The 8155-nt window shown below is 64.1% G+C and carries 6 protein-coding genes; 4 read left to right on the top strand and 2 right to left on the bottom strand.

From position 1 onward, the window contains the following. Nucleotides 1-341: 341 nt before the first annotated feature. From QZY03_RS27565 to QZY03_RS27580, 4 genes are all read left to right on the top strand, one after another. Nucleotides 342-791: a helix-turn-helix domain-containing protein gene (locus tag QZY03_RS27565; protein WP_295586857.1), complete on the top strand. Its 450-nt coding sequence runs from the start codon at nt 342-344 to the stop codon at nt 789-791. Between the two features lie 365 nt (nt 792-1156). Further along, the gene (locus QZY03_RS27570; RefSeq protein ID WP_295586859.1) at nt 1157-1405 is read left to right on the top strand and encodes a type II toxin-antitoxin system Phd/YefM family antitoxin; all 249 of its coding nucleotides are present in this window, start codon (nt 1157-1159) and stop codon (nt 1403-1405) included. After that, complete coding sequence (locus QZY03_RS27575; protein ID WP_295586861.1) at nt 1402-1788, top strand: type II toxin-antitoxin system VapC family toxin; 387 nt, start codon at nt 1402-1404, stop codon at nt 1786-1788. The genes QZY03_RS27570 and QZY03_RS27575 overlap by 4 nt, the downstream gene beginning before the upstream one ends. Nucleotides 1789-2107: 319 nt before the next feature. Further along, entirely contained in the window at nt 2108-2944 is an 837-nt protein-coding gene (locus tag QZY03_RS27580) for a PA4780 family RIO1-like protein kinase (RefSeq protein WP_295586863.1), read from the top strand. A gap of 344 nt (nt 2945-3288) precedes the next feature. On the opposite strand, the gene QZY03_RS27585 is transcribed toward QZY03_RS27580, so the two are convergent. Further along, nucleotides 3289-4746: a GntP family permease gene (locus QZY03_RS27585; protein ID WP_295586865.1), complete on the bottom strand. Its 1458-nt coding sequence runs from the start codon at nt 4744-4746 to the stop codon at nt 3289-3291. A 776-nt stretch (nt 4747-5522) separates the two neighbouring features. After that, a complete protein-coding gene (locus QZY03_RS27590) occupies nt 5523-7541 on the bottom strand; it encodes a peptidoglycan-binding protein (protein ID WP_295586866.1) in 2019 nt (672 codons plus the stop codon). Nucleotides 7542-8155: the final 614 nt, after the last annotated feature.

Genomic DNA, 8155 nt, shown 5'->3' on the forward strand with positions numbered 1-8155 from the left:
CCAGGAATCTTTCTTGCGTCATTAAGCCATTCGTTACTCATGATCGACTCTCCTCGTAATCCAAAACCTAACTCTAAGTATAGACTATGCTAGAAAAATTGCATTAAGGCGCGTCCGGTTATTAAATGGCGCCTCGATAAGATCCGTAGAGGGCTGTCGGGGGCGACTAAAGTCGCCCCTACATGTCGGTTGATCTGTTCCCGGAAACCACTATAACTTGCAGTACCTCAGCACAATGCGAACAGACCACTGTCCTGGTCCCGCAGGATGAAATCCCTCAGACCGTTTGTGAAGCGTACGTTATAAAATAGAAAGCATTCTCACCGGTTCGGGTTTTTGCGATGCCCCTGCTTTGTCCTGCCGCTGTCCCCGTCACTGATCGCGAGCGTCAGCAACTGGAGTCGCTCGAGCGACAAGCGACCTGCCCACAGCAATTGGCCCTGCGGGCGCGGATTATCTTGTTGGCGAGTCAGGGTGTCGGCGTGCGGCCGACAGCGGACCAACTCGGCATCAGTCGGTCGACCGTCCAGGGGTGGCGGCGGCGGTGGTCGGAAAACCCCGATGCGAGCGTTGCGGAGCGGTTGTCCGATGCGCCGCGCTCGGGCACCCCGGCCACGTTCAGTCCGGAGCAGATTTGCGCGATCATCGCATTGGTCTGCGAAGCGCCGCAGGACAGCGGACGGGCGGTCACGCAACGGAAGATCGCAGACGAGGCGGTGAAACGGGGCATTGTCGGGTCGATCTCCGCGCGCTCCATCGGGCGTTTTTTGAAAGAAGCGGAGCTTAGGTGATTTCCGGGAAACAATGTACCAACGTGTAGGGGCGACTTTAGTCGCCCCTAAGGCGATTTCCGTGAATAGGCATCCCGACTGCGCGTGCGCAGAAAGCCTGTTGGGTTGTAGGGGCGAATGAATTCGCCCCTACACGGCGGTAGATCCTTTCCCGGAGATCACCTTAAATCTTACCGCTGAAAAGAAGCAACGTGAGGTCCGGCGGCGAAGGTGCCAAGCTCCAGGAGCCTGATGCCGCCGCGGTCGATCAGGGTGCGCCTCTGGTCATCGCGCATCCGGAACCGGTGGACCCGTGCGGCGATTGTTGACATCAACTTCGGGAAGTCAGAGTAGACTAGCGGCGGTTAGTTCAATCGAGATCCGTCATGCTCATCGTTAACATTCACGAAGCCAAGACACAGCTCTCGCGCTTGGTCGAGCGTGCTGCCCAGGGGGAGTCCTTCCTGATCGCCAAGGCCGGTACCCCGTTGGTCAAGGTGGTACCGCTGCAACCGCAAGAGGCCGGTACCGGGCACCGGCTCGGCTTTCTCGCTGGGGAGATCAAGGTCCCGCACGATTTCGACCGCATGGGCCAAGATGAGATCGAGGCCCAGTTCCTGGGCGGCGGTCAATGATCCTGTTGCTGGATACCCACCTGTTGCTCTGGGCGGCCGGGCAGCCGGAGCGTCTTTCCCCGACCGCTGCCGCGCTCCTGCTGGATCCCGCCAACGCGCTGATGTTCAGTGCCGCCAGCATGTGGGAAATCACCATCAAGAATGGGCTCGGACGGGATGACTTCCAGGTCGATCCGCGGCGCTTCTGGCGCATGCTCCTCACCCACGACTACCGGGAACTCCCGGTCAGAAGCGAACATACCATCGCCGTCAAGGATCTGCCCCCACTGCATAAGGACCCCTTCGACCGCTTGCTGATCGCCCAGGCCCGTACGGAAGGTCTGACGTTGCTGACCTGCGATGCGTTGGTTTCTTGCTACGGTGAGCCGGCGCGTCTGGTGTGACGCCCGCGTGCCGCCCGTGATTTTTCGCCCATCGCCGAAATTGAAGCGTGCCGGTTTGCCCCGACGTTTACCATAGGGGAGTCCACGGTCAGGTGATCCTGGGTGCCGCGGTGTTGCGGTGCCTGGCACGTGTCGCGGACTCGATGAATCGATTGGCGCCCCGAGGGTCCGCCGCGCGAACGATCGGCTTTGCCGTCGACTGAATCGCGGGAGCAATGATCAAGGATCGTCCTGTCTTTTCCTAACGATTCACTCGCACTGCCGGGCGGCTGCCACCTGATGTGGTCGCGGCCGGCCGGCACTGCCTACAAGGGCGACTATGAAAGTTCCAAAAAGTCTCGAAGCGCTGGTGCGCGACGGTCTTGTCGATGAGGTGATCCGTCCACTGAAGAGCGGCAAGGAGGCCGCGGTCTATGTGGTGCTGTCCGAGGGCGCGATTCGCTGCGCCAAGGTCTATAAGGAGGCGAATAAGCGCGGGTTCCATAAGCAGGTGTTGTATCGTGAGGGGCGCACGGTGCGCAATAGCCGACAGGCGCGGGCGATGGAGAAAGGCACGCGGTTCGGGCGCAAGGAGCAGGAAGAGGTCTGGCAGAATGCCGAAGTGGATGCCTTGTACCGGCTGGCGGCGGCCGGGGTGCGGGTGCCGCAGCCTTACCATTTCCTCGAAGGCGTGCTGCTGATGGAATTGATTACGGATGAGGATGGGGTGGCCGCGCCCCGGTTGAATGATCTTGATCTGTCCGGTGAGCAGGCGCTGGAGTACCACGGCCAACTGATCCGGGAGGTAGTCAAGATGCTGTGCGCCGGCCTGGTGCATGGCGATCTGTCCGAGTTCAATGTGCTGGTCGATGCAGCGGGTCCGGTGATCATCGATCTGCCCCAGGCGATCGATGCCGCGGCGAATAATCATGCGCCCCGGATGCTGGAACGCGATGTTGGCAATCTGGCGCTCTATTTCGGCCAGTTTGCGCCGGAATTGCTGGCAACCAGTTACGGCAAAGAGATCTGGCACCTGTACGAGAGCGGCAAGCTGACGCCTGAAACGAAACTCACCGGCCATTTCAAAGGCCGGAATCTGGAGGCCGATCTTGAAAGCATCATGCGTGAGATCAATGATGCGCGGGAGGAGGCGTTAGCCCGCAAACACGCTGACTGAGGCTTTACCATGAAAGTCGCGCAGCGACGCCGTGGGAGCGGCGTCCGGCCGCGATGGGGCCGGGCGCGCAGCCGCAGCGTTCGCGGTCACCACGGCACCGCATCGCGGCGGGACGCCGCTCCCACGGGGGCCTTTCATCGTCCGGGGTGGCTTGATGTTTCTTCCATGGCGGTTAGCCGGTCCGGTGTGCAGGAACCACTGATGTTATTCAAGATCTCGGGACTCGCCACCGGCTAAAGCCTCGACCTCCAGTTGCGGGCAGGCCGTCGCTGGCCGGAACGATGATCAAGACCGCCTTTGGCCTCTCGGTCGTTGTTTCACTCATTTCTGACGCGTGACTTCCCTCAAAACGCCCCGAACGTCAGACCCAGCACGATGATGGTGCCCAGCGCGAGCAGGGTGCCGATCAGCATGACGATGGCGACATCGCGGTAGCTGCCCCGGTGGGTGGCGCCGCTGATGGCCAGCAGGGTGACGACCGCGCCGTTATGGGGCAGGCTGGACAGTCCGCCGGCGGCAATCGCGGCGACCCGGTGCATGAGTTCGGGGTCGATGCCGGCCTGCGCGGCCAGGGCGACATAGGTTCCGCCGAGCGCCTTCAAGGAGATCATCAAACCGCCGGCGGCTGAGCCGGTGATGCCGGCGATGACGTTGGTGGCGACCGCCAGCGAGACCAGGGGTCCGCCGCCCACCGCCAGAAAGGCCGCGCTGATCAGGGCGAAGGCCGGCAGCGCGGCAATGACGGCGCCGAAGCCGACCACGCTCGCGGTATTGAGCGACGGCAGCACCGAGGCGTTGGCCCCGGCATTGATGGTCTTGCGCAGGGCCGGCAGGCGCCGCCGATTGACCAGGACCAGAATGGCGGTCAGCAGGGCGGTCGCCACGGCCCAGATGCCGCCGACCGCGGCCAGCGAGGTCGCGCCCCAGCGCCGCTCGGCGAGGTAGCCGTTCTGCAGCCCCGGCAGCACGGCCAGACTCATCGCCATGTTGATCCCCACTACTACCAGCATCGGCAGCACGGCCAGCCAGAACGGCGGCAGCGCCTCGCTCTGGTGACCGCGGGTGGATTCGGCCAGGTCGAAGGTGTCGGTCGTCGTGACCCGCTCGCGCGCCAGTTGGTCGCCGGTGCCGACCGCGGAGGTCGAGGTCGGTCCGTAGCCCTCACCCCGTAACCGGGCGCGGCGGGTGACCCGGCTCAGCCACCAGAGGCCGAAGCTCAACATGATGGCCGCGCCGATCAGTCCCAGGCCGGGCGCGGCGAAAGGCGTGGTGCCGAAATAGGGCATGGGGATGGCGTTCTGGATGGCCGGAGTGCCGGGCATCGCCGTCATCGTGAAGGTGAAGGCGCCGAGCGCCACCGTGGCCGGGATCAGTCGGTGCGGGATGTTGGCCTGGCGGAACAGCGCGTCCGCGACCGGCACCACGACAAAGGCGACCACGAACAGGCTCACCCCGCCATAGGTCAGCATGGCGCAGGCCAGCACCACGGCCAGCACCGCCCGTTCGCGTCCCAGCCGATCGGTCAGGGTGCGGGCGATGGCCAGCGCTGACCCGCTGTCGTCCATCAGCTTGCCGAAGACCGCGCCGAGCAGGAAGATCGGGAAGAACTGCGACACGAAGCCCGCGGCGCCGCCCATGAAGAGTTGGGTCCAGGATGCCAGCAAGGGCTGGCCGGCGAAGGCCGAGGCCAGCAAGGCCGCCGCGGGTGCGACGAGCAGGATGCTCCAACCCCGGTAGGCCAGCCAGATCAGGAGCGCCAGTCCGGCCGCGATGCCGAGCAGACCCAGGGTCTCAGGCGTCATCGGACACCTCGCGCGAAATCCCGGCAAGGCCGGGCGGGACCTGCGGCCGCGACCGGCCATTGGGTGAGGGGTGGCGCGGCAGTGCCGGGCCAGTCGAAACGCTTGGTCAAGATTGAAAACACCATTCCACAAGGCGGCCGGGCGCAGGACCCTGGACCGCATCAAAGCACGCGAGTCAGCAAGAATGATGCCGCACTTGCTCGGGTGTGCGGTCAGGTGTCGACGGTTGGAGTGGGTGTGCGGTCAGCCTTGGATTTGTTGGCTCGAAAACGCCTGCGGTTGGGCCGGATGCCGCGTGTGGCGGTGATCGAAAGGCGAGGGCCTTGGCGGTTTTCCTACCGGATGTTGTGGATATGCCGACAGTGGGCCGACAGGAAGGTGGGAGCGGCCTCCGGCCGCGATGCGGTGAACATGCCAATCGTCGCGATCCCGTGCGGCCCCATCGCGGCCGGAGGCCGCTCCCACGGGAGACGACGCTTTCTCGTTTCTCGTTCCCACGCTCCAGGATGTTGAAAGTATTGGCTCCGAACCCGAAAACATCGCAATGCCGTAGGTTGGGGTGAGGAACGAACCCCAACATTTCAGCACCTTACGTTTGGCTCCTCGTTGGGCTTCGTTCCTCAGCCCAACCTACAAGGAATACTTGCCCAATCGCTCCAGCGTAGGAATGCCGTCCGGCCGCTCCAGCGGCCGGTCGCGTCACGCGACGCTGGAGCGTGGGAGCCAGATCAATCGCTTATCCGATTACGACAATGACAACGACTGTGTTCGACGCGTCACTTAGCGACGGGCGAAGGGCGGTTAAGCCGGCAGGCGATCGTGATGCAGGGATCAGCCTGCCCGTCGTTCGGAGTCTCGCTTCTGGGCGGCGCATCGGCCGCCGCGTCGACGGCGCAGTGCGGGCCGGACAGGGGCAGAAAGATGTCCGGTCCCAGTGGCGGCAGGTCCAGCATGTTGAGTGTCACGGCGTCCAGCACGCCGTCTGTTTTCCGCAGGCCGTTGCGCAATTGAAAGGTGTTGAGCGCGGCAACCGTCGGCTGGTCCGCTTTGCCGGCAAACGGCGCCAATTTATATTCCACATGCTTCTTGCGTTTCTTGTCGCGCCAGACGGATTTCCTGGTTGGCTGGGTCAGCAATCCTTGCGTGGCCAGCGCCCGCTGCACCGCGGCGAGATGCGGCGATGCGAGCCGCTGGAACTTTTTTGGCAGTTTCTTGATGCGGTTGAGGTCGGGTGCCTCACGCGATGACGCCTGTTGGCCCGCCTGCAACCCGGCATACCGGCTGATCCGCTGCCCATAGAGTTCCAGCGCGATCCGCTCGGCCGGCATCAGCAGGTTGAGATGCGCGGGATCATCCGGCGCGTCCTTGCCGACCTTGGTGCGGAACTGTTGCAGGGCTTTCCGGACCTCCGGATGGCTGGTGCTGGTGTCCTGCACCTTGGTCGGGAGCACCTTGAGGTGATGCAGCGCGGCCAAAGCCTCCGGTGGGAGCGTCGGCGTCGGTTGGTCCTCACCCTGGCTGACCAGTGCCGCCAGACGCTGCTTATAGTGCCGCGCTTCGTCCGGGCTGAGCGTGCCGGTGACCAGCGCTTCCGGCAGCAGGACGCTTTGTTCGTTCTCATGACGAAACTCGACCGCGTCGGTGACCTGATCCGGCTTGAAGGCGCGCTCCGGGAGATCGCCGCCCTTCAGGCTGAAACCGACGCCATACTTGGCCCGCACCAACGCCGGCTGGCTCTCGGCCCGGACGCGTTTGGCCAGATGGTCCATGAACTGCGCCCAGGTATAGGGTTGGCTCTGGCCTTTGCCGTCGCGGTAGAACATCCCCAGATTGCCGGTGACCGTGCCTGAGTTGGCGGGCAGTCCCCATTCCGCTGAGACGGGCGGCGGCGCTTCGGGAATCACCGGGTAGATCGGCGCGGATGTGGTGGTGATCGCGGATCCGGCCTGGACGGCCGCTTCGGCGTTCATCATGGCGATGATCTGGTCTTGGGTTGGCAGCGTCGGGCGGGGCTCCAGCTCGCGCCGCGACCACACCAACTGCGGCTCGGCGGGAAGCGTGCGAAATCCGGCGGCGGGTCCGCGGACGATCACCGGCCGGGGGGGCGCGGCGGGTTGTAATGTCGGTGCCGGCGGCAGGCCGGTGGCGATGGTCGGCTCCGGGTTGGTTTCCGGAGCCGGCGTCGGCGGCTCGACCGGTTTGACACACAGCGTATCGCGCGCCTCGCCCCGCGCCAGCGCCAGTATCCGTCGCCCCTGTTTTTCGCCCAGAAAGTGGAAAAGATAATCCTCTTCGGGGGTGGCCGCCCCGTTGTCGACGCTCAGGTAATGTTTGGCAAAGGCCAACACGGCGAAGTTGTGACGCAGGAGCTGGAGTTCCTCATCGTCCGCCCCCCGTTTGCCGTCCACCGTGTCCTGAATCAGGCCCCGGACCTGGGCATCGGTGAAAGGCCCTTCCCCCAAGTCCAGCGGGTCACGGCCGGCTGCCGCATCCGCCGCACTGGCGGCCAGCAGTTGCGTCCCGAACCGCTTGATGATGCCGTGGAAGGTCGCCGGCTGGAACTGCCAGACCCCGGTTGCCGACCCCAGGCTGCCGTTCTTGAGGGTGGGGCGGACGTGATCGTTCCAGGTGCGGGCGCTTTCGTGTTCGCCGGTGGCCAGGGCCTGCCCGAGACTGGCCCCGATCCGTTCGGTGACTTCCAGCAGAATCAGCATCTGCCGGGGGGAAATATCCTGCGCCCGGTCATAGTTGCGTGACTGGCTGGCCGAGAGTGCCCGATAGGCCGCCAGCGTCACCTCCCGCGGGTTTTCGTCCGCTGCATAAACGGCGGGGGTTACCGGCGGATCGGCCGCCCAGGCCGACGCAAGCGCGGCAGCAGCGGCCGTGGCGAGACCGGCGAGCAGTCTGCGTGGATTAATGACCTGTTACCTGAGTGTCTTGTTGATCAGCCGCCTACTTTATGGTGCAGTCGAGTCAAAAAACAACGGAATCCCGCGCGGCGCCATCGCGGCGGGACGCCGCTCCCACGGGACACGTGGTTCCAGGCATCCTGCGGAGGGTCTTGGGCTGTCCGGGCCGGTCAAGCAATTTCATCATTTCAGTCTATACTGATCAGGCGGCAGCGTTGCGCGCCGCGAACGTGCATAACCGTATGAAAACCGCACGGGATCACGTCGTTGACCGAGCCTTCACGGACGCCCCCGACGCTCCGGTGGGGCAGGGCGACCAGGCCGGCCGGGATTCATACATTGCCTTGTTGTATGAACAATTAAACCTCGCCTAGGCCGGGATGCGTAATTTCTCTTCCTCTGGATCGAGCGTCGTTTTCGTCCAGAGCCGGTCGGCAACGGCAAACGGATCGACGTTGATCGTGTGCGCAAAGTCGCTCACCCGGGCGACCAACTCCGCC

The organism is uncultured Lamprocystis sp., from assembly GCF_903933125.1.
Classification (GTDB): Bacteria; Pseudomonadota; Gammaproteobacteria; order Chromatiales; family Chromatiaceae; genus Thiodictyon.